The following is a 19,528-nucleotide window of genomic DNA, read 5'->3' as shown; positions in this document are numbered from 1 at the left end:
CGGGCGCTCCTTCCGTGGAACACCGCCTACCGGGTTAGCTGACGGGTTCGGGCGTCGGAAGTCCGCCCTACGGGCCCGCGGGCCCGATTCACCCCGGTGGGGAGTGGGTCCCCGGCCCCGGCCGCACGGCCGGGCTCGGCGGAGGCCGCCCGTGCCGACGCTGTCGCCGGCGAGGGGTCCGGGCCGCCTGACGCTGGACCGTAGAGCACTGGTGGGGCTCCTGTGAAGGCCGGTGTTCGGTATATCCCGAAACCGATTCGTTATCGGTCGGTTATCGTCCGTTTCGGGGGCCCGCCGCCGGGACCTGCCGCTCCGGGGGCGGCGGCGCTCAGTCGCGGGAGCGGCGCCCGGGCCAGCGGTACGGGTGGCGCACGACGATCGTCCCCACCTTGGAGCCGCCGCTGATCCGCAGCACCGGCATCCCGGGCACGGGCGGTTCGGTGGCCCGGTTCCGGACGGACCCCATTCCGGAGGTCACCCCCTCGGCCCGCACCGTCCAGCCGCGCGGCACGACGACCTTGATCTCGCCCATTCCCGCGTCGAGCTCCAGGCGGACCTCCCGGTGGCGGCACTCCGCCCGCGTGAAGTCGATCACGATCCGCCCCAGCGTGGTCTTGGCGGTGATCCGCTCCGGCACCATCCAGTGGCCGTCCTGCCGGATGTCGCCGGCGACCGTCCTCAGCGCCAGCGGCTCCTGGGCGCTCGGGGCCAGGCCCGCCGCGTCCTGGCCGGGCAGGTCCGCGACCAGTGCCTCCAGTTCGCCGTAGGTCTTGGCGGCGAACGCCCTCTCCAGCCGCTCGTCCAGCTCCTCCAGGTCGATGCGGCCGTCGCCGGCGGCCTCGCGCAGTCGCTCGGCCACCGCCTCACGGTCGGTGTGCCCGGCGCGCAGCTCCGAGCCGGGACGGGGGCGGGGCGCGGGGGCGTCGGTCATGCCCGCCATCTTAGGAGGGCCGCCCCGGCCGCGGGCGCGGCGTCCTAGACTCGACGGCGATGAGCAGCCTCTTCGACGACAGCTTCCTGGCCGACCTCGAGCCCTCCGGGGACGAGGAGCCGCCGCCCCCGCCGGAGGAGGCGTCCGCGCCGCCGGAGGACGACGTCCCCGACGACCTCTTCGCGGGCGCCTTCGGCGGAGGCGGGGCGCGCGACGCCTACTACGGCAACGGCGCGGCCCGTCCCGTCGTCGATCCGGCCGCCCTGCTGGAGGGGCTCAACGACCAGCAGCGCGCGGCCGTGGTGCACACCGGCTCGCCCCTGCTGATCGTCGCGGGCGCCGGGTCCGGCAAGACGCGGGTGCTCACCCACCGCATCGCGCACCTGCTGGGCGCGCGCGGCGTCCACCCCGGGGAGATCCTCGCGATCACCTTCACCAACAAGGCCGCGGGCGAGATGAAGGAGCGCGTGGCGGAGCTGGTCGGCCCGCGCGCCCAGTCGATGTGGGTCTCCACCTTCCACAGCGCGTGCGTGCGCATCCTGCGGCGCGAGAGCAAGAAGCTCGGCTTCACCTCCAGCTTCTCGATCTACGACGCCGCCGACTCCCGCCGTCTGATGGCACTGGTCTGCCGGGACCTGGACCTGGATCCCAAGCGATTCCCGCCCAAGTCGTTCAGCGCGCAGGTGTCGAACCTGAAGAACGAACTGGTCGACGAGGAGGACTTCGCGGCCAGGGCGTCCGACGGTTTCGAGAAGACGCTGGCCCAGGCGTACGCGATGTACCAGGCGCGGCTGCGGGAGGCCAACGCCCTGGACTTCGACGACATCATCATGACGACGGTCCACCTGCTCCAGGCGTTCCCCGACGTCGCCGAGCACTACCGCCGCCGCTTCCGCCATGTGCTGGTCGACGAGTACCAGGACACCAACCACGCCCAGTACACCCTGATCAGGGAGCTGGTGGGCGTGGACGGCAGCGAGGAGGGCGCGGCCGCGGGCGGGCGTGCCGAGCTGTGCGTGGTGGGCGACGCCGACCAGTCGATCTACGCCTTCCGCGGCGCCACCATCCGCAACATCCTCCAGTTCGAGGAGGACTACCCGGACGCGACCACCATCCTGCTGGAGCAGAACTACCGCTCCACCCAGACCATCCTCTCGGCCGCCAACGCCGTCATCGAGCGGAACGAGAACCGCCGCCCGAAGAACCTGTGGACCGACGCCGGGTCCGGGGCCCGCATCACGGGCTACGTGGCCGACACCGAGCACGACGAGGCGCAGTTCGTCGCCGAGGAGATCGACCGGCTGACGGACGCGGGCGAGGCGAAGGCGGGCGACGTCGCCGTCTTCTACCGCACCAACGCCCAGTCCCGCGTCTTCGAGGAGGTCTTCATCCGGGTCGGCCTGCCGTACAAGGTCGTCGGCGGAGTGCGCTTCTACGAGCGCAAGGAGGTCCGCGACGTCCTGGCGTACCTGCGGGTGCTGGCCAACCCCGAGGACGCCGTACCGCTGCGCCGCATCCTCAACGTCCCCAAGCGGGGCATCGGCGACCGGGCCGAGGCGATGATCGAGGCGCTGGCGCTGCGCGAGCGGATCACCTTCCCGCAGGCGCTGCGCCGCGTCGACGAGGCGTACGGCATGGCGGCCCGCTCGGCCAACGCCGTCAAGCGCTTCAACGCGCTGATGGACGACCTGCGGACGGTCGTGGAGTCCGGCGCCGGGCCGGCGACCGTACTGGAGGCGGTGCTGGAGCGCACCGGCTACCTGGCGGAGCTTCAGGCCTCCACCGATCCGCAGGACGAGACCCGCGTGGAGAACCTCCAGGAACTTGCCGCCGTGGCGCTGGAGTTCGAGCAGGAGCGCGGCGAGAACCCGGGAACGCTCGCGGAGTTCCTGGAGCAGGTGGCCCTCGTCGCCGACTCCGACCAGATCCCGGACGAGGACGCCGAGGGCTCGGGCGTGGTGACGCTGATGACGCTGCACACCGCCAAGGGCCTGGAGTTCCCGGTCGTCTTCCTGACGGGGATGGAGGACGGCGTCTTCCCGCACATGCGGACCCTGGGCAAGACCAAGGAACTGGAGGAGGAGCGGCGGCTGGCGTACGTCGGCATCACGCGGGCGCGCGAGCGGCTCTACCTCACGCGCTCGGCGATGCGCAGCGCGTGGGGGCAGCCCGCCTACAACCCGCCCTCCCGCTTCCTGGAGGAGATCCCGGAGCAGTACCTGGAGTGGAAGCGCACGGGGCCGACGGCCGCGCCGGGCGGAGGCCGGGGGAGCGGCGCCGGAGGGCTGTCGCCGACGGCGTCCTCCCTGTCGTCGTCGCTGTCCTCGTCGTTCCCGTCGTTCCCGTCGGGACCGGCGGCGTCGCGGCGGCGCGGTCCGAGCGGCTTCGCCACGGGACGGGCCAAGGACCGCCCGGTCGTCGCACTGGAGGTGGGGGACCGGGTGACGCACGACAGCTTCGGGCTGGGCAGGGTCGTGGCCGTGAAGGGCAGCGGGGACAACGCGGAGGCGACGATCGACTTCGGCGGCGACAAGCCGAAGCGGCTGCTGCTGCGCTACGCCCCGGTGGAGAAGCTCTGAGGAGGCCCTGACCCCGCGGCCGGCGCGAGTCGGGGGCCGGGGCTTTCCGCGCCCCGGGCTCCCTGCGACCGGCCCCGGCCGGCCCGGGGCCGGAAGTCCAGGACCGGGCCGGAGGCGGGATCAGGTGGGGTCGAGACCCTGGGCGCGGAACCAGGGCAGCGGGTCGATGGCCGCGCCGCCGGCCGGCCGCACCTCGAAGTGCAGATGGGGACCCGTGGAGTTCCCGGAGTTGCCGGAGTAGGCGATGGTGTCGCCGGCCTTGACGTAGCCGGAGCGGATCCGGGTGCTGCTCAGATGGCAGTACCAGGTCTCGGTGCCGTCGGGCGCGGTCACTATCGCCATGTTGCCGTAGGCGCTGTTCCACTGGGTCCTGACCGTGCCGTCGGTGGCGGCCATGACCGGGGTGCCGTAGCTGACGGGGAAGTCCAGGCCCGTGTGCAGCGACATCCAGTTGATGCCGGCCTGCCCGTAGTACGCGCTGAGCCCATGCTGGGCCACCGGGAGCGCGAACTTGGGGCGCATCGCCTCCTTGCGCGCCGCCTCGGCCGCCTTGCGCTTGCGCTCGGCCTCCTGGCGCTCCTTGAGGTCGATGCGCTCCTGGGTGCGGCTGGCCCGGTCGGCGAAGCCCTCGACCTCGTCGGAGAGCCCGGCGAGCTGGGTGTCGAGCTTGCTGTTGGCCGCTTCGGACTTGACCGCGGAGGCGGCGTCGGGGGCGGCCTGGGCGGCGGTGTCCTCGGCCTCGTCGCCGACGCCGCTGACGGAGGCGGCGGCCACGGCGGTCACGCCCATGACGCAGACGGACGGCACGGCGACGGTGAGCAGCGCCGAGCGCTTCGGCCGTGCAGAGCGGCGGCGGCGCGAACCGGCCGGACGTGCCGGCGGCCCGGACCTCCGCGGATCCTCCTCGTGCTCCTCCGGCCGGGCCGGGCCGGGGAGGTCGAAGGGTTCGGAGGCACCGGGCCGCTCTGTGGAATCGGCGGACTCGGCGGGTCCGGGACCGGGTTCGGGTTCGGGCGCGGGAAAGGCGCCGGATCCGTCCGTGTCGGCGGAGGAGTGGGCGCCGTACTCGGAGTGTTCGGAGTACTGGCCGTACTGGCCGTACTCGCCGTAGGGCTGTCCGTCGCCGGCCTCGGGCTCGGGCCCCACCGCGGGGTAGGAGCCGGAGTCGTCCCAGGAGGCGGCCGGGTAGCCGTCGTACGCGGCGTGCTGCCCGGTGTCCCCTGTCCAGATGGCCTCGGGGGAGGCCGCCTGGCCGGTGTGGGCGCCCGTGCCGTAGCCGGTCTCCGTCCAGCCGTGGCCGCCGCCGTCCGGGGACTCGGCGGGCTGCGCCGGGGCGTGCGTCCAGGAGGCGGCCGGGTAGCCGTCGTACGCGGCGTGCTGCCCGGTGTCCCCGGCCCAGCCGTCGCCCGAGGGGAACCGCTGGTCGGCGGGGGCCTGGGAGGTGTCGCCCGGCAACGCCCCGAAGAGGGGGTCGCCGTCGCCGTACGCGGCGCCGAATGCGTCGGAGGTGCCGGTGACGTAGCCGTACGGGGTGTCCTGCGAACCCTGGTGGCCGTAGGCGGACTGGTCGTACGGGGAGCTGTAGGAGCCGTACGAGGAGTCGGCGGGGGAATCGGCGGGGGCCGAGACTCCCGACAGGTGACGGTCGTTCACCACCAACTTCTCTTTCGCCTCGACGACAGGGGCGGAGCAGTGCGGCGACTGTACCCGGCGGTACGCGACGGCGACAATCTTCGGCAGGTTTCGGACGGCCGGGAAACGGGCATTCGGTCGTCTTTCGGTGGACTACGGATCAGTACTTGGCCGCGCGTTCGAAATGAGTTCGAATAAAGCGAGTGCGGGAAAGTGCCGAACCGGCGCCGGAGGCCCGGGAATTCCCGTGCGGGGATACGGAGATGCACGGATACGGGGATGCGCGGACGCGGGGGCGCCGGGGAGACCGGTGAGGGGGAGTGTCCCGGGATGCGGCGGCGGACAGGGCCGCCGGCCGGGGCCGGTCAGGCGGCCCCGGCGGATCCCCGGTCCGTCCGCTCCGCCCGTTCCCCCCGGCGCGGCGCCCCCGCGGCCAGCTCACGCCGGATCCCGGCGGCGACCTCCCAGTGCGCGGGAAGCGTCAGATGTCCCAGGCCGCTCACGCGCACGTTGCGGGAGTCCAGGTCGGGGTGGTCGAGCCGGGCGGTCTCGACGGGGACCATGAGCTGGTCCAGATCGCTCCAGAAGGCCACGAAGCGGGTGCGGCAGCCCGGTGCCGGGCCCGCCAGCTCCTCGATCACATCGGAGTCCGGCCGGAGCTGACGCACGATCGGATGGGCCGACATCAGCGGTGCCACCCGGGTCCCGGAGTGCGGGGTGCCCAGGGTCACCAGGGTGCGGACGCGGGCGTCACCGCCCATCCGCTGGACGTAGTGGCGGGCGATCAGGCCGCCCAGGCTGTGGCCGACCACGTCGATGCGGCGGCCGGTGCTCCCGCAGACCTCCTCGACGCACTCCGCCAGGCGCTCCGCGGCGCAGCGGACGTCGCAGGTGAGAGGGGAGTAGTTGAAGGCGCGGATGTCGCGCCAGCCGTTGCGCACCAGTGAGCGGCGCAGCAGCGTGAACACGGAGCGGTTGTCGACGAAGCCGTGCAGCAGCAGTACGGGCGGGCAGTTCTCCCCCTCGCGGCTTTCCGTGTCGCCGGCGCGCCCCTTCCCCTGCCTCCCTCCGGGCGGGGAGCCGGGGCGCACCCGCTCGTCCTCCCCGCCCCCGCCCGCCGGCGGAGCCGGTGCGTAGCGTTCCTGCGCCATGCCCGCGGGGTAGAGCAGGGTGCGGCTCGCCAGGGACGCCGCCTCCAGCGCGGCTGCCCGCAGCTCACGCGGGGCGAAGGGGATCAGGGACAACGGCAGGGCGCCGAGGAACGAGTCGGAGGAGAAGGGCAGCGCCCTGGTGACCCGCATGGCCGATGACCTCCTCCCCGGTGGCACGCGCCGGACATATATGGTCGTATGCCCCCCGATTGGGGGCCTGATGCAGAGTGGACGCGGATCGCTGGGCCGCGGGGTCGCGGACCACCCTGGGCCCACTGCCGGCTCCTCCCCGGGACCCGGCCGCGACGGCCGGTTTTCCGTGTGATTTCCCCCTCCCTCCTTACCGCGGAACTGCCGGGTGGGGGATGCTGGCGATAACGTTCGTTCACCGGGTAACCGCCCGCTGACAGAAGGTCGGGCGGACCAGCCGGCCGCAGTCGTTATGGGAGGCAGTGATGGGTGTGTCGGGTCCGATCCGCGTGGTGATCGCCAAGCCGGGTCTCGACGGCCACGACCGCGGCGCCAAGGTGATCGCACGGGCGCTGCGCGACGCCGGTATGGAGGTCATCTACACCGGCCTGCACCAGACGCCCGAGCAGATCGTGGACACCGCGATCCAGGAGGACGCCGACGCGATCGGGCTGTCCATCCTCTCCGGCGCCCACAACACGCTCTTCGCCAAGGTCCTGGAGCTGCTGCGGGAGCGCGACGCCGAGGACATCAAGGTCTTCGGCGGCGGCATCATCCCCGAGGACGACATCCCCCCGCTCAAGGAGCAGGGCGTCGCGGCGATCTTCACCCCGGGCGCGCCCACCGGCGAGGTGGTGGAGTGGGTGCGCTCCCACGTGCGTTCCGTGGCGGCCTGACGCCGGTCGCCGTACGGGCCGGGCACGCCCGCCGTCGGGGCGGTGGGGCGGGTGCGCCTCATCCGCCGTCCGCGGCGGCCCGGCCCTCCGCGGGCCCGCCGCCCCCCGGCGGCTCGAGCTCCGCGAGCATCGTGGCGCGGAGGCGGAGCGTGGCCACCAGCCGCTGGAACGCCTCCGCCCAGTAGCCGCCCGCGCCCGGTGAGCCGTCCTCCGGTTCGTCCGGGACCGCGGCCAGCGGGGCGAGGCGGTCGGCTCCGCCCGGATCAAGGCAGCGTTCGGCCAGGCCCAGCACCCCGCTGAAGCTCCACGGATAACTGCCCGCGTCCCGGGCGATCTCCAGCGCGTCCACCACGGCCCGCCCCAGTGGCTCGGCCCAGGGGACCGCGCAGACGCCCAGCACCCGGAACGCCTCGGACAGGCCGTGGGCGGCTATGAACTCCGCCGCCCACTCCGCCCGCTCCCGGGCCGGCAGCACCGCCAGCAGTCTCGCCGGATCGCCCGGGGCCGCGGCCATCGGGGCGCACGGCTTCCTCAGCAGCGCCCGCGCCCATGCGGCGTTCCGCTGGCGCACGGCGGCCTGCGCCCAGGCGGCGTGCAGGTCCGCCTCCCAGTCGTCGGCGACCGGCAGCGCCGTGATCTGGGCGGGTGTACGGCCGCCCAGATGCGCCGGCCAGGTGTCGAGCGGCGCGGCCTCCACCACCTGGACCAGCCACCACGACCGCTCGCCGCGGCCCGGGGGCGCCCCGGGCACCACGCCGTCGCGCCGCATGCCCGGGTCGCACTCGTACGGCGCCTCGACCACCAGCCGGTCCGGCCGGCCGGTGCGGTCCAGCGCGACGCAGGAGCGGGCCCGGGCCGCCATCCGCGCCGCGAGCGCGGAGGAGGGCAGGGCCGACAGCAGCTCGGCGGCGGTGGCCCGTACGTTGCGGCTGCGGTCGGCCAGCGCGCGCTCCAGGAACTCCTCGTCCTCCGGCGACAGGCCCTCGCGCAGCGAGTCCAGGAACATCAGCCGGTCCTCGGCCCGCTCCGCGGCCCAGGTGCCGGCCAGCAGCTCGCGGGCCGCCGACGGATCACGGCGCCGCAGGGACAGCAGCAGTGCCGACCGCTCGGCGAACAGGCCCTCCTCCCACAGCCGCCGTACGGCGCCGTCGTCCGCCCGCGGTGTGCCGTCCGGCCCGCCCGCGCCCCCGGCGGGCAGGCCGGACCCGTACCCGGAGCGGCCGCGCAGCGCGAACCGCCAGTCCGGGTTGAACCGCGCCAGCCACAGGGCCCGCGACCCGCCCAGGTCGAGCGCCCGGGCGCGCAGATCCGTGCGGGCGCGGGCCGCGTCCAGCAGGGCGGGCAGCAGCTCGGCCGGGGCGCGGTAGCCGTGGGCGCACGCGGCGGCCAGCCACTGCGGCAGCAGTTCGGCGAGGTCGGGCGCGGTACCGCGGCGCCCGCCGCCCGCGCCGGGGCGGTCGGCGAGCAGTACGGACAGCCGCCGGGCCGCGGCCGGCGGCAGCGGCGGACGCGGATCCCCGGACGCGGGCTCCGGCCGGGGGCCGCGGCGGCGGGCCGCAGCCCGGCCCGCCGCCGCACCGTCTCCACCGCGGCGGCGTCCAGCAGCGCCTCGACCGAGCCGCCGGGCGGTGTGCGCCGCTCCGCGCCCAGCAGCGCGGCGCCCACCAGCTCGCCCCAGCTCACCGCGCACCGCCCGGCGTGTCGGCCGAGGTGAGCGGAACCGCCGGAGCCCGCGCCGAAGGACCCGTCCCCGAGGCCGCCCCCGGGCCCGGCCAGACGGTGTACGGGGTGAAGCCCCGGTGGCCGCACTCGCCGAACACGGTGACCGGCTCACCGCCCGAGACGGCGGCGAGCCGCCACATCCGGGAGCGCACCCCCGCCGTCCCCGCCACCGGCAGCGCGAAACCGCTCTCGTCGGCCAGTTGCCAGCCCTCCCCGACCGGCACGGGCACCACGCCGGCCAGGATCGCCGGCCAGCCCTCCAGCCAGGGGTCGCCGCACAGCGCGGCGCCGTAGGAGGCCAGTGCGTCGTGCACGCCGCCCCCCGGCGGTCGCCCGCCCGGCCCGGGCTCCGCGTGCCGCTCGCCGAGAGCGGCGCGCAGCGCGGGGGCGCCGGGGTAGTAGGCGAGGTCGGCGGCCACCGAGGCCCCCACCGGGAGGGACGGCTCCGGTGGCGGGCCGGCGGTGAACGACAGCACCAGCGCCGTGCGCCCGGTCCGCCGCCCGTGCAGCCAGACGCGGCGCGCCGTCACCCTCCCCTCCTCGGTGTCGTGCCGGCCCAGCACCAGCCAGTGGTCGCGCACCAGCGCGTCGCGGTCGGCCAGGACCCCGGCCGCCTCCGTGGTGATCCCCACCCGGGTCCGCACGGTCGCCGCCAGCGGCTCCGGCAGCCCGCCGATGTTCAGGAACCCCCGGTCCAGCAGATGCAGCAGGGCGCACTCCTCCAGCAGACGGGACGGCCAGCCGGGGCCGGAGCCGGGGACGGTCCCCAGCTCCCGCACCCGGGCGGCCAGCCCCGGAGCCTGGGCGTCCACCATGCGGGCGGCCGTCTCCTCCCAGACACCGCGGCCCGCCTCCCCCGCCGACCCCTCCATGTCCGCCAGACCGGCGCGCAGCAGGTCCGCCAGCCGCTGCTCCAGTTCGGTGGCGCCCGCCGAGATCCGTTCGGCCCGCCGCTCGGCCCGCCGCCGCGCCGCCTCCGGGCCGGCCGGGGCCTCCGCCCGCTCCCCGGCGCGGGCAGCGGCATCCCTCCCCCCGGCTCCTCCGGACTCTCCGGTCCCTCCCGGCTCCCCGGCTCCCCCGGCCCCTCCGGCACACGGCCGGCCCGCCCCCGCTCCCGTGCACTCGGCGTCAGGCGCCGGAGCCTGACCCCGCTCCGCGGGCCGCCGCGATCCCCCTGTGCTCATGTGCCCCTCGCTCTCCCCGTACGGACGCGTGGTTGTCGTCGCCACCGATGCCGCAGCCCTCACCGACCGGAAACACAAGCTCGCTCTCTGTGCGGTGAACCATGCGATCGACCGTACGAGCCGCCACTGACAATCCCCCTCCCAAAGGTGTCCGCGCAGGTGGGAAGGGCCGCCACGGGACCGCCGCGGGGATTGTCAGTGGCCCCGTGCATCGTGGGACCGACACGCGAAAGCCGCCTGCGAGGGGGAAACGTGACCGCCACCACCAGCGCACCGGCCGCTCTGCGGCCCCACGCCGAGGAGGCCTTCGCCGAGGAGCTGGACGCCCTGGCCGCGGCGGACGACCGGCCGCGCCCGGAGCGGTGGAGGCTGTCGCCGTGGGCCGTCGCCACCTACCTGCTCGGCGGCACCCTGCCGGACGGCACGGTCATCGGCCCCAAGTACGTCGGCCCGCGCCGGATCGTGGAGGTGGCCGTCGCCACACTGGCCACCGACCGGGCCCTGCTGCTGCTCGGGGTGCCCGGCACCGCCAAGACCTGGATGTCGGAGCATCTGGCGGCGGCCGTCAGCGGCGACTCCACACTGCTGGTCCAGGGCACGGCGGGCACCGCCGAGGAGGCGGTCCGCTACGGCTGGAACTACGCGCGGCTGCTGGCCGAGGGGCCCAGCCGCGGGGCCCTGGTCCCCAGCCCCGTCATGCGTGCCATGTCCGGCGGCGCGGTCGCGCGGGTCGAGGAGCTGACCCGCATCCCGGCCGATGTGCAGGACACCCTGATCACGATCCTGTCGGAGAAGACGCTGCCGATACCGGAGCTGGGCGAGGAGGTCCAGGCAGTCCGCGGCTTCAACCTGATCGCCACGGCCAACGACCGCGACAGGGGCGTCAACGAACTGTCCGGCGCGCTGCGCCGCCGTTTCAACACCGTCGTCCTGCCGCTGCCCGGGACACCCGAGGAGGAGGTGGACATCGTGGCCCGGCGCGTGGAGCAGATCGGCCGCTCCCTGGACCTGCCGGGCGTCCCCGACGGCGCCGACGAGATCCGGCGGGTGGTCACCGTCTTCCGCGAGCTGCGCGACGGCGTCACCCTCGACGGCCGCACCAGGGTCAAGTCGCCCTCGGGCACCCTGTCGACGGCCGAGGCCATCTCGGTGGTCACCGGAGGACTGGCCCTGGCCGCCCACTTCGGCGACGGGGTGCTGCGCGCGGACGACGTGGCCGCCGGCATCCTCGGCGCGGTCGTCCGCGACCCGGCCGCCGACCGGGTGGTGTGGCAGGAGTACCTGGAGGCGGTCGTCCGGGAGAGGGAGGGCTGGAAGGACTTCTACCGGGCCTGCCGCGAGGCGGGCGCATGAGCGTGCGCGGCGCGGCCGCCGCCGGCACCACCGCTGAAGCCGCCGCCGGCACCGCCGCGGTGGCCGCGCCGCCACCGGGGCCGCTGCTGATGGGCGTGCGCCACCACGGCCCCGGCTCGGCACGGGCCGTCCTGGCGGCGCTGGAGGCCCACAGGCCGGCGGTGCTGCTGGTGGAGGGGCCGCCGGAGGCCGACGCGGTGGTGGACCTCGCGGCGCACGAGGAGATGCGCCCGCCGGTCGCGCTGCTGGCGCACGCGGCGGACGACCCGGGCCGTGCCGTGTTCTGGCCGCTGGCCGGGTTCTCCCCGGAGTGGGTCGCCATCCGCTGGGCGCTGGAGCGCGGGGTGCCGGTGCGGTTCTTCGACCTGCCCGCGGCCCACACGCTGGCCCCGGGTGCGGCGGGCGGCGCCCGGGAGGAGGGATGGGAGGAGGAGGCCGGGGAACCGCGCCTCGACCCGCTGCGGGTGCTCGCGGAGACGGCCGGCCACGACGATCCCGAGCGCTGGTGGGAGGACGTCGTCGAGCACCGCGGCACGCCGGCCCGTGCCGCCGGGGGCCGCCCCGCCGATCCGTACGCGCCCTTCGCCGCCCTCGCCGACGCCATGACCGCGCTGCGCGAGGCGCACGAGGGCACCCCACCCGGCACCGCACCCGGCACCCCACCCGGCACTGCGTCCGACGGCGCGGGCCGGTGGCGCGACGCGGTGCGCGAGGCCCACATGCGGCTGCGGCTGCGGGAGGCGTGCAGGGAGTTCGGCGACGACCGGGTCGCCGTGGTCTGCGGCGCCTGGCACGTACCGGCCCTCACCGCGCGGACGACCGCCACCGCCGACCGGCGGCTCCTCAGGGGCCTGCCGAAGGCGAGGGTGGAGATCACCTGGGTGCCGTGGACCAACGAGCGGCTGGCACGGCGCAGCGGCTACGGCGCCGGGATCACCTCGCCTGGCTGGTACGGCCATCTGTTCGCCGTGCCCGACCGGCCCGTGGAGCGGTGGATGGCCGAGGCCGCCCGGCTGCTGCGCGAGGAGGGCCGCGCTGCGTCCTCGGCGTTCTCGGTGTCCCCGGCGCACGTCATCGAGGCGGTACGGCTCGCCGGTGCCCTGGCGGCCCTGCGCGGACGCCCGCTGCCGGGGCTCGGCGAGACGGTCGACGCGGTGCGGGCCGTGATGTGCGACGGCTCGGACCTGCCGCTCGCCCTCGTACACGACCGGCTGGTCGTCGGGGACGCCCTCGGCACGGTGCCGCCGGACGCCCCCGCCGTCCCGCTCCAGCGCGACCTCGCCCGTCTGCAGAGGTCGCTGCGCCTCAGGCCCGAGGCGCGCGAGCGCGAACTCGGCCTCGACCTGCGCGAGGCGAACGCCGCGGCGCGCAGCAGGCTGCTGCACCGGCTGCGGCTGCTCGGCGTCGACTGGGGCGAGCCGGTGCGCACCCGCACCGGGGGCACGGGCACCTTCCGCGAGACCTGGCGGCTGCGCTGGCGGCCTGAGCTGTCGGTGCGGATCGCCGAGGCCGGGGTGTGGGGCACCACCGTGGCCGCCGCGTCCCGCGCCAGGGCCGAGGCGCTGGCCCGCGACGCGGCCTCGCTGGCCGAGACCACCGAGCTGGCCGAACGCTGCCTGCTCGCCGGGCTCGGCGAGGCGCTGCCCGCGGTGATGCGCGCCCTCGCCGACCGCGCGGCCCTGGACGCCGACGTCGGCCATCTGGCCCGGGCCCTGCCCGCGCTGGTGCGCTCCGTCCGCTACGGCGACGTGCGCGGCACGGACGCCGCCGCGCTGCGCGAGGTCGCCGAGGGGATCGCCGAGCGGGTGTGCGTCGGGCTGCCGCCCGCCTGCGCCGGCCTCGGCGCCGCCGGGGCGGCCGAGATGCGCGGCCATGTGGAGGCCGCCCACCGGGCGGTCGTCCTGCTGGGGAGGGAGGAGCCGCTCACACGCTGGCGGTCGGTGCTGCGCACCCTGGCCGGCCGCGACCGGCCCCCCGCGGTCCCGGGGCTGCTCCGGGGCCGCTGCGCCCGGCTGCTGCTGGACGACGGGCGGCTCCCCGAGGACGAGGCGGCCCGGCTGATGGGCCTGGCGCTCTCCCCGGGGGCCCCGCCGGAGGACGCGGCGGGGTGGATCGAGGGGTTCGTGGCGGACGGCGGGATGCTGCTCGTCCACGACGAGCGGCTGCTGGCCCTGGTGGACGGCTGGCTCGCGGGGATACCGGAGGAGGCGTTCACCGGCGTACTGCCGCTGCTGCGGCGGACGTTCGCCGCGTACGAGCCGGGGGTGCGGCGCACCGTCGGCGAACTGGTACGGCGCGGTGCGCGGGCGCCGGGCGGTCCGGCGGCTGCGTGGGAGGCCGCCCCCGGTTTCGGGGAGGAACCGGATCCGGAGCGGGCCGACGCCGTACTGCCCACCCTGCGGCTGCTGCTGGGGGAGCGCGGGGCCGGCGGCGGACGAGACGGCACGGCGGGGGAGAGGGTGACCGCACGGTGAACGACCCGACCACGGACACGACCGCGCACACGGACACGACCGCGCACACGGCCGCGCACACGACTGCGCACACGGCCATGAACACGGACACGGCCGCCGGTACGGGCGAACGGGACGCCGACGAGCGGCTGCGGCGCTGGCGGCTGGTCCTGGGCGGCGGGGAGGGGGCCGACGGCACCGGACGGGCTCTGACCGGCCGGGACGCGGCCATGGACCGCACCCTCGCCGCCCTCTACGGGGACGGTGAGGCCGCCGGTGCCCGGCCGGGGCCGCGCTCCGCCGGGCTGGGCGCCTCGGCGCCGGGCGTGGCCCGCTGGCTGGGCGACGTCCGCGACTGCTTCCCGGCCTCCGTCGTCCAGGTGATGCAGCGGGACGCCATCGACCGGATCGGCCTGTCGGCCCTGCTGGCGGAGCCGGAGATGCTGGAGGCCGTCGAAGCGGACGTCCACCTCGCCGGCGCACTGCTCTCCCTGGGCAAGGCGATGCCCGAGGAGAGCCGGGAGGCCGCCCGCGCGGTCGTCCGCGAGGTCGTCGGGGAGCTGGAGCGCCGGCTCGCGGCCCGCACCAGGGCGACGCTGACGGGCGCCCTGGACCGGTCGGCGAAGGTACGCCGCCCCCGCCACCGGGACATCGACTGGAACCGCACCGTCCGGGCCAACCTGGGGAACTACCTGCCCGAGTACCGCACGGTCGTGCCCGAACGGCTCGTCGGCCACGGCCGCGCCTCCCGGTCGGTGCGGAAGGACATCGTCCTGTGCGTCGACCAGTCCGGCTCGATGGCCGCCTCGGTCGTCCACGCCTCCGTCTTCGCGGCCGTGCTCGCCTCGTTGCGGTCGCTCTCCACCCGTCTGGTCGTCTTCGACACCTCCGTCGTGGACCTCACCGACCTGCTCGACGACCCCGTCGACGTCCTGTTCGGGACCAGGCTCGGCGGCGGCACCGACATCAACCGCGCGCTCGCCTACTGCCAGTCGCGCATCACCCGGCCCGCCGAGACCGTCCTCGTCCTCGTCAGCGACCTCCACGAGGGCGGCATACGCGGCGAGATGCTCAAGCGGGTCGCCGCGATGAGGAACGCGGGCGTGCGGGTCGTGGCACTCCTGGCCCTCTCGGACGAGGGCGCCCCCGCCTACGACCGGGAGCACGCCGCGGCGCTGGCCGCGCTCGGCGCGCCCGCCTTCGCCTGCACCCCCGACCACTTCCCGGAGGTGATGGCGGCGGCCATCGAGAAGCGCCCCCTGCCGATCCCCGGGGAGTGACCGAACGGGGGGAGTCGTGGGCCACCGGTGACGGGGAAGAGGGGAATTCGCGCACACACCGCGATGCACGGGGAATTCCACGCGCCGGGAAAGCGGAAATCATCTGCCGCCTCCGGGCCGTCCTCCCGGGCGAAGGCCGGGAGCCATGGCGGGGCGCTTCGCGGACCGGTCCGCCCGGAAGGCGCCGGACCGTTTCCCGGACGGCGGCCGGTGCCGCCCGAAGGGAACCGGGCGCCGTGCTCGTAGAACTTTCACACGGTGCGCGGACGCCGATTCCCCCATATCGCCGTCGCCCGCCATGTCCGGTATGCCGGGCCGTGTGCGGGGGAGGGAGTGTCCGGTTATGCCTGGCGGAAAACACGCTCCCATCCGGTCCGTCGCTCAATCCTGTGCAGATCCTGAAACTCTTCGGTGGCCGAAAGTGGATATGCGTCAACCTGTTTTCCGCAATCCGCCGGTGGCGGTCGCCGGTGAGTTGGCCAGGTCAGTCGGGTGCGTGTTTTCATCGTCCGCACCACGGCGGCTCTGCGAAAGGTGGCCGGTTTTCGGTCACCAGGCCGTCGTGAGTGGCCGGGCCGCCCTTCCCGTCGGCCCGTTCCACGCCATCGAGAAACTCCTCCACCGACGAAGGGAAACGCGCCATGCGTGAGCACCTCGAGACCCGCGAGATCGACGACGCCGAGCTGGACGCCGTCTCCGGCGGCATCGTCAGCATCTCCGGCGGCGTGGCCGGCGCCGCCCTCAGCGACGCCTCCGGCGTCGTGGGCGCCGTGTCCTCCCTCAACACCGTCCAGGCCGCGACCGGCATCGCCGGCACGCTCCCGGGCAGCGTCTCCGGTGTCACCGGCGTCCAGGCCGACGCCGGCATCGCCGGTCTCTGACAGCGGCGCCCGCACGGACCCGCCGGCCCCGTGCGCCGTACGGCCCCGCAGGTGCGCGTGCGCGCCGCTGGGCCACCCCGAACCCCGGAGCTCCCCCTGGTTCCGGGGTTCACGGCTGTCCGCCCGGACCCCGCCGGGGCGCCCCGCCCCGCCCCATCCCGCCCGCCCCGCCCCACCTCGTCCCGCACCACCCGCACCGCCCCGCGCGCCGCCCGGAGTCGCCCCCGCGCCGCCGCCCGCCCGGGTGCCGGCGCCGGGACCGTCGCCGTACGCCTCGGCCCGCCGCGATGCCGCCTCCGGAGCAACCCGGGGGAACGCAGTCGAAGGAGTAGCCCGTGCAGTTCCGGAAGAAGGCGCTCTCCAAACTGCAGTCGCCGGAGGAACTCGACCTCCCCGTGCGCTTCGCGCGCCCCCAGGGCCTGCTCGCCCTGGCCGTCACGGTCGTCGTCATGGCCGTCGCCGGCCTGTGGGCGGTCAACGGCTCGGTGTCCGCCAAGCTGGACGCCCCCGGCCTCCTCGCCCGCCCCGGGGGCAGCTACACGCTGCAGAGCCCGATCTCCGGCCAGGTCACCGAGGTCTTCGCCGAGGAGGGCGAGCTGCTGCGCCCGGACGCGCCCCTGCTGAAGGTCCGCACGGCACAGGGCGACCGGGCCGTCCGCGCGGTGGCCGGCGGCCGGCTGACGGCCCTGGTCGCCGGAACGGGCTCGGTCGTCAGGACCGGCGCGGACGTGGCGACCGTGGAACGGGTGGACGACCCGGACGACCCGCTGGTGGCCGTGCTGTACGTCCCCGGCGACAGCGGCGCGGCGATCACCGAGGGCGCCCGGGTGGATCTGGAGGTCCGGTCCGCGCCTCAGGAGGAGTTCGGCGTGCTGCGCGGCCGCGTCGGACAGGTCGGGCGGGCGCCCCAGACGGAGCGGCGGATCGCCGCCTTCCTGGGCGACGCCCGGCTCGCCGCCGAGTTCGCCCGGCAGGGCAGCCCCGTGGCGGTGCTGGTGGAGCTGGAGCGCTCCTCCGCCACCGAGTCCGGCTACCTCTGGTCCTCGGAGGACGGCCCCCCGCACGCCCTCGAGTCCAGGACACCGGTCACCGGCGCCATCCACCTACCGGCCCAGCGCCCCGTCGAATGGCTCCTCCCGTGAACGCCCCTTACGAACCGGCCCCTTACGAACCGGCCCCTTACGAACCGGCCCCGCAGGAACCCGTGGCACAGCAGCCCGCCCGCCCCCGGCCCGACCGGCTCCCGCCTCCCGGCCGCCGCCGCAGGAGCGGCGGCGGAGGCGGTTCCCGCCGAGCCCCGCGCGGCCGGGCCGCCGCACGGGGGGCGGCCGTACGCGGCAGGACCCCCAGGGCCGTACGCACCCCCACCGTGCTCCAGATGGAGGCGGTCGAGTGCGGTGCCGCCGCGCTGGCCATGGTGCTCGGCCACCACGGCCGCTTCGTCCCCCTGGAGGAACTGCGCATCGCCTGCGGCGTCTCCCGCGACGGCTCCCGCGCCGGCAACATCCTCAAGGCCGCCCGCGGCTACGGACTGCGGGCCAAGGGCATGCAGATGGACCTCGCGGCGCTCGCCGAGGTGCGCGCCCCGGCCATCCTCTTCTGGGAGTTCAACCACTACGTCGTCTACGACGGCATGGGCCGCCGCCTCGGCCGCCGCGGCGTGTACGTCAACGACCCGGGCAAGGGGCGGCGGTTCGTGCCCCTGGAGGACTTCGACACCAGCTTCACCGGAGTCGTCCTCACCTTCGAGCCCGACGCGGGCTTCCGCGGCGGCGGCCGCAGACCCGGTGTCATGCGCGCCATGCCCGCCCGGTTGCGCGGCACCCGCGGCACCCTGCTGGCGGCCGTGCTCGCCAGCCTGCTGCTGGTGGCCGTCGGCGCGACGGTGCCCGCGCTGAGCCGCACCTACATCGACGTGTTCCTCATCGGGGGGCAGTCCTCCCCGCTGGGCGTGCTCTTCGCGTCGATGGCGGCCGCCCTGGTGCTCACCGCCGTCCTCACCGGGCTCCAGCAGGCCAATCTGCTGCGCGGCCACATCATCTCCTCCACCCTGGCCGGCGCCCGCTTCTTCCGGCACCTGCTGCGCCTGCCGGTCTCCTTCTTCACCCAGCGCAACCCCGCCGACCTCGTCCAGCGGCTGCAGTCCAACGACACGGTCGCCGAGACCCTCGCCCGCGACCTGGCCGCCGCGGGCGTGGACGCCGTGGTGGTCGTGCTCTACGCGGTGCTGCTGTGGACCTACGACCCGCAGCTGACCGTCGTCGGGATCGGCGTGGCACTGCTCAACGTGGTGGCCATGCGCGTCGTCCTCCATCTGCGGTCCACCGGCACCCAGAAGCTGCGCGCCGACGTGGCCCGGCTGACCAACACCTCCTACAGCGGCCTCCAGCTCATCGAGACGATGAAGGCCACCGGCGGCGAGCAGGGCTTCTTCCGCCGCTGGGCCGGACAGCACGCGGCCACCCTCGACGTGCAGCAGCGGCTCGGCGTGCCCAGCGCGTGGCTGGCGGTCGTCGCGCCCGTGCTGGCCACGCTCAACAGCGCGCTGATCCTGATGATCGGCGGCCTGCGGGCGGTCGAGGGGCATCTGACGGTCGGCCTGCTCGTCGCCTTCCAGACCCTGATGACCAGCTTCACCGCGCCGATCACCCGCCTCAACGGGGTGGCGGGGCGGATCCAGGACTTCGCGGCCGACGTCGCCCGTCTGCGGGACGTTGAGGACTTCCCCGTCGACCCGCTCTACACACGGCGCGAACCCGTCCCCAGCACCCGCCGCCTGACGGGCCATGTGGAGCTGGAGGACGTCACCTTCGGCTACAGCCCCCTGGACCCGCCGCTGCTGAAGGGCTTCTCGCTCACCGTCGGCCCCGGCCGGCAGGTCGCGCTCGTCGGCGGCTCCGGCAGCGGCAAGTCCACCGTCTCCCGGCTGATCTCGGGCCTGCACACCCCCTGGGAGGGGACCGTCCGCATCGACGGGATGCGGCTGGAGGACATCCCGCGCGGCGCGCTGGCGGCGTCGGTGTCCTTCGTCGACCAGGACGTCTTCCTCTTCGAGGGCACCGTCCGCGACAACGTCGCGCTGTGGGACCCCTCCATCCCGGACGAGGCCGTCGTCGCGGCCCTGAAGGACGCCGCCGTGTACGACGTGGTCGCCCGCCGCCCCGGCGGCATCCACAGCCGGGTCGAGCAGGGCGGCCGCAACCTCTCCGGCGGCCAGCGCCAGCGGCTGGAGATCGCCCGGGCACTGGTGCGCCGCCCCAGCGTCCTGGTCCTGGACGAGGTGACCAGCGCGCTGGACGCGGTGACCGAGCAGACCATCATCGACAACCTGCGGCGGCGCGGCTGCGCCTGCGTGGTGATCGCCCACCGGCTGAGCACGGTGCGCGACAGCGACGAGATCGTCGTACTCGACCGGGGCGCGGTCGTGGAGCGCGGCCGCCACGAGGACCTGGTCGCCGCGCGGGGGCCGTACGCCGAACTGGTCAGGGAGCACTGA

12 protein-coding genes, 1 pseudogene and 1 riboswitch are annotated in these 19,528 nt (G+C 75.3%); of the genes and pseudogenes, 8 read left to right on the top strand and 5 right to left on the bottom strand.

The annotated features are described in order from the left end of the window. Positions 1 to 8: 8 nt before the first annotated feature. Positions 9 to 151: riboswitch (cyclic di-AMP (ydaO/yuaA leader) on the bottom strand. A 177-nt stretch (positions 152 to 328) separates the two neighbouring features. Further along, on the bottom strand, positions 329 to 931 hold the full coding sequence (locus tag QPK52_RS09865) for a DUF1707 domain-containing protein (RefSeq protein WP_410536985.1): 603 nt from the start codon (positions 929 to 931) through the stop codon (positions 329 to 331). A 59-nt stretch (positions 932 to 990) separates the two neighbouring features. Between QPK52_RS09865 and pcrA the strand changes: the two genes are divergently transcribed. Then, positions 991 to 3,510, top strand: a complete 2,520-nt coding sequence (gene pcrA, locus QPK52_RS09860; protein ID WP_410536983.1) for a DNA helicase PcrA — start codon at positions 991 to 993, stop codon at positions 3,508 to 3,510. A 120-nt stretch (positions 3,511 to 3,630) separates the two neighbouring features. Here the strand turns inward: pcrA and QPK52_RS09855 are convergent, their stop codons facing one another. Beyond that, positions 3,631 to 5,163, bottom strand: coding sequence for a peptidoglycan DD-metalloendopeptidase family protein (locus tag QPK52_RS09855; protein WP_410536981.1), 1,533 nt, complete (start codon positions 5,161 to 5,163; stop codon positions 3,631 to 3,633). A gap of 344 nt (positions 5,164 to 5,507) precedes the next feature. Next, positions 5,508 to 6,443, bottom strand: coding sequence for an esterase/lipase family protein (locus tag QPK52_RS09850; protein ID WP_410536979.1), 936 nt, complete (start codon positions 6,441 to 6,443; stop codon positions 5,508 to 5,510). 305 nt (positions 6,444 to 6,748) lie between these two features. On the opposite strand from QPK52_RS09850, the gene QPK52_RS09845 reads away from it, so the two are divergent. Then, on the top strand, positions 6,749 to 7,159 hold the full coding sequence (locus QPK52_RS09845; RefSeq protein WP_093661496.1) for a cobalamin B12-binding domain-containing protein: 411 nt from the start codon (positions 6,749 to 6,751) through the stop codon (positions 7,157 to 7,159). 58 nt (positions 7,160 to 7,217) lie between these two features. Here the strand turns inward: QPK52_RS09845 and QPK52_RS09840 are convergent. After that, positions 7,218 to 8,842: pseudogene (locus QPK52_RS09840) on the bottom strand (DUF5691 domain-containing protein). Continuing rightward, on the bottom strand, positions 8,839 to 10,065 hold the full coding sequence (locus tag QPK52_RS09835; RefSeq protein ID WP_410536977.1) for a hypothetical protein: 1,227 nt from the start codon (positions 10,063 to 10,065) through the stop codon (positions 8,839 to 8,841). Before QPK52_RS09835 ends, QPK52_RS09840 begins: the two are co-directional and overlap by 4 nt. Before the next feature lie 252 nt (positions 10,066 to 10,317). Here QPK52_RS09835 and QPK52_RS09830 point away from each other — a divergent pair, with 252 nt between their 5' ends. The 6 genes from QPK52_RS09830 to QPK52_RS09805 all read left to right on the top strand — a co-directional run bounded on the left by QPK52_RS09830 (position 10,318) and on the right by QPK52_RS09805 (position 19,528). Further along, positions 10,318 to 11,418, top strand: coding sequence for an ATP-binding protein (locus QPK52_RS09830; RefSeq protein WP_410536975.1), 1,101 nt, complete (start codon positions 10,318 to 10,320; stop codon positions 11,416 to 11,418). Beyond that, positions 11,415 to 13,892: a DUF5682 family protein gene (locus QPK52_RS09825; RefSeq protein ID WP_410536973.1), complete on the top strand. Its 2,478-nt coding sequence runs from the start codon at positions 11,415 to 11,417 to the stop codon at positions 13,890 to 13,892. The genes QPK52_RS09830 and QPK52_RS09825 overlap by 4 nt, the downstream gene beginning before the upstream one ends. Positions 13,893 to 13,969: 77 nt before the next feature. Next, positions 13,970 to 15,151, top strand: coding sequence for a VWA domain-containing protein (locus QPK52_RS09820; RefSeq protein WP_410536971.1), 1,182 nt, complete (start codon positions 13,970 to 13,972; stop codon positions 15,149 to 15,151). A gap of 641 nt (positions 15,152 to 15,792) precedes the next feature. Beyond that, the gene (locus QPK52_RS09815; protein WP_410536969.1) at positions 15,793 to 16,032 is read left to right on the top strand and encodes a hypothetical protein; all 240 of its coding nucleotides are present in this window, start codon (positions 15,793 to 15,795) and stop codon (positions 16,030 to 16,032) included. A 335-nt stretch (positions 16,033 to 16,367) separates the two neighbouring features. Next, complete coding sequence (locus QPK52_RS09810) at positions 16,368 to 17,174, top strand: HlyD family efflux transporter periplasmic adaptor subunit (RefSeq protein WP_410536967.1); 807 nt, start codon at positions 16,368 to 16,370, stop codon at positions 17,172 to 17,174. 62 nt (positions 17,175 to 17,236) lie between these two features. After that, entirely contained in the window at positions 17,237 to 19,528 is a 2,292-nt protein-coding gene (locus QPK52_RS09805; RefSeq protein ID WP_410536965.1) for an NHLP family bacteriocin export ABC transporter peptidase/permease/ATPase subunit, read from the top strand.

It is taken from the genome of Streptomyces sp. KL2 (assembly GCF_046529545.1).
Classification (GTDB): domain Bacteria; phylum Actinomycetota; class Actinomycetes; order Streptomycetales; family Streptomycetaceae; genus Streptomyces; species Streptomyces radiopugnans.
The sequence above is the reverse complement of the archived record's forward strand: the minus strand, read 5'-3'. Positions and strand labels throughout refer to the sequence as shown.